Annotated in this window: 2 protein-coding genes and 1 pseudogene; 2 read left to right on the forward strand and 1 reads right to left on the reverse strand. The window is 31.4% G+C overall.

The features are described from left to right. Nucleotides 1-181: 181 nt before the first annotated feature. Nucleotides 182-946: a MurR/RpiR family transcriptional regulator gene (locus ACEN33_RS12100; RefSeq protein ID WP_407089691.1), complete on the reverse strand. Its 765-nt coding sequence runs from the start codon at nt 944-946 to the stop codon at nt 182-184. A 106-nt stretch (nt 947-1,052) separates the two neighbouring features. On the opposite strand from ACEN33_RS12100, the gene pfkB reads away from it, so the two are divergent. Then, entirely contained in the window at nt 1,053-1,982 is a 930-nt protein-coding gene (gene pfkB / locus ACEN33_RS12105) for a 1-phosphofructokinase (RefSeq protein WP_407089690.1), read from the forward strand. A gap of 3 nt (nt 1,983-1,985) precedes the next feature. After that, nucleotides 1,986-2,390 (forward strand): annotated as a pseudogene (locus ACEN33_RS12110) (PTS fructose transporter subunit IIB); the annotation flags it as partial. Between the last annotated feature and the right edge of the window lie 127 nt (nt 2,391-2,517).

The raw sequence follows: 2,517 nt of genomic DNA on the forward strand, positions 1-2,517 counted from the left end.
TGGTGAATTAACCATATCAGAAAGGGGGTCTTTTTTCATCACCTAATGGGTGATGAAGCAGATTACTTTAAAGACTATTAAATCAATGTTAGGAAAGACTATTAGTAAAACTATGAATTATTCAGGAACAGAAAATAACTCGTAAAAAACCTAAATATTTTTTACGAGTTATTTATAATATTTAATTGAAATCATCATTAATCCTCACGGCATAAGCGTCCGAAATAATCCTAGTTAGAATAGATAAAGGGAGTCTTGATTTGACTTCAAATTCAGGGATAAAGGAGTCAGAAGCCTTAAATCCTAGAAATAATAAAGTGGAGTTTTTCGCTAAAGAGCTATGTTTAGAGGTCGTAATAGTTATAGTTGTTGTTTCGTTTCTCAAACAATTGTCACTAGCCTCAACCAACTCTTCGGTCTCGCCACTTAGGGAGATAAAAATCACTACATCATCTTCATGAATATTCCTACTTTTGATTCTGATGATATTTGGATCTGAGTATGTTTCACAATATTTATTGAGAACAAGAAATTTTAACATCATTTCTTCTGCAACATAAGTCGATAAGCCTCTGGCAAAAATAATTACTTTTCTAGAAGAACTTATTTTTTGGACAGCATCCTCTATTGTAGTACTATCAACTTGCTTTATAGTTAGCAGTGTTTCTTGTTCATTCTTTTCTATCGCACGGCGAATATTTTGATCAGCAACATCAATAAGTTCGAAATTCCATTCTTCATTTGAATTTGTAGAACTTTTTAAAGTATGTCTAAATGATGTATAGCCTTCAAAACCCATTTTTTTCATAGTTCTAACAATAGTCGCAGTTGATACATTTGATTTTTCACTTAATTGAACAATGCTCATCGCTGGAATCTTGGTAACATTATCATTGATATATTGCCAAACGAACTCTTCGGACGGCGTTAATTTATTTGTGGTCATTAAATACTTCCTTTCAAAATATTGTAAATGTTTTCGTTTGAAACACAGGCTCTGAAAACATTTTCATTTAGAATTTAGTTATAATATATATGAACGGAGGGATACTGTGATTTACACATTGACAATGAATGCAGCGATTGATCTTTTTATTGAAACAAACAAAGTAGAGTATGATTCAGTAAATAGGTCAAATTATGATGAATTACAACCGAATGGAAAAGGTATTAATGTTTCTTTTATTATGAAACAACTTAATATTGACACCACTGCTTTAGGGTATGTGGGAGGGTTTACAGGCGATTATATCATAAATGAGTTAAATAAGAAAAATATAGGAACAAATTTTGTGTCAGTTGACGGAAACACAAGAATAAATGTGTTTACTAGGGTACTCTCGAAAAAAGATGAATTTAAACTCGTAAACAAAGGGCCGAATATAAATTATCAACAAAAAAATAAATTATTAGATATTATAAAAAATCTTAAAAATAGTGATATGTTAATAATAAGTGGAAGTCTTCCTCGTGGGATTGAACCAAAATTTTTAATAGATATTATAAAAATTTTAAGTGAAAATAAAGTACAATTCATACTGGATACTAGTTATGAAATTGTAATGGATTTATTAGAATTTGAACCTCTTATGTTAAAACCTAATATTGAGGAATTACAAATTTGGACGAAAACGAAAGTGAATTCAACGGAAAGTATGCTAGCTGTGTGTAAAGACTTGATAAAGAAAGGAGCTAAGAGTGTCTTATTGTCCTTAGGATCTGATGGAGCAATGTATGTTAATGATAATTCAGCATTTAAAGTGAATGCACCTCAAGGGAATGTTGTAAATACAGCATGCTCGGGAGATACTTTATTAGGGAGTTTTGTAGCAAAAAGATTAAATGGAGAGTTAGTAGAAGATGCACTAGCATTTGCAGTAGCAGCAGGTAGCTCAACAGCATTTTCACCAGGGTTAACAGATTTTATAGACGTACCGGAATTATTAAAGCAGATAAAAATCGAAAAAATAGTGGAGGAATAAAAAATGGAAAAATACAAAATAATTGCTGCTACAGGATGTCCAACAGGGATAGCGCATACATATATGGCACAAGAAGCTTTGGAGCAGGCCGCTAAAAAAAGGGGAGTACCTATAAAAGTAGAAACACATGGACAAGTTGGAATAGAAAATGAATTAACGCCCTCAGAGATTAAAGAAGCCGATGTGGTAATAATTGCATCAGATAAAGATGTTCAAGCTGAAAGATTTGCAGGAAAGAGAGTAATATCTGTATCAGTTGGTAAAGGAATAAAAGAAGCTGATAATTTAATTGAAAAGGCATTAAGTGGAGAAGGTAAGATTCTTAAAGGTGACAATTATAAGTCTGATACTGATGAAAATACTGAAAATGACGAAACTTTAGGAAGAAAAATTTATAAACACCTAATGACCTGAATAATTCATACCTCTATAATTTAAGCTGGTTTCTTGAATAAATTAATCGTTCTTGGAAAAATTGGAAATTTTTCTACAAAATAGTGCGTTCTCGAAGTAGATTTTAACTAAATGAACCTTC

The organism is Ruoffia sp. FAM 24228 (genome assembly GCF_045528575.1).
Classification (GTDB): Bacteria; Bacillota; Bacilli; order Lactobacillales; family Aerococcaceae; genus Ruoffia; species Ruoffia halotolerans.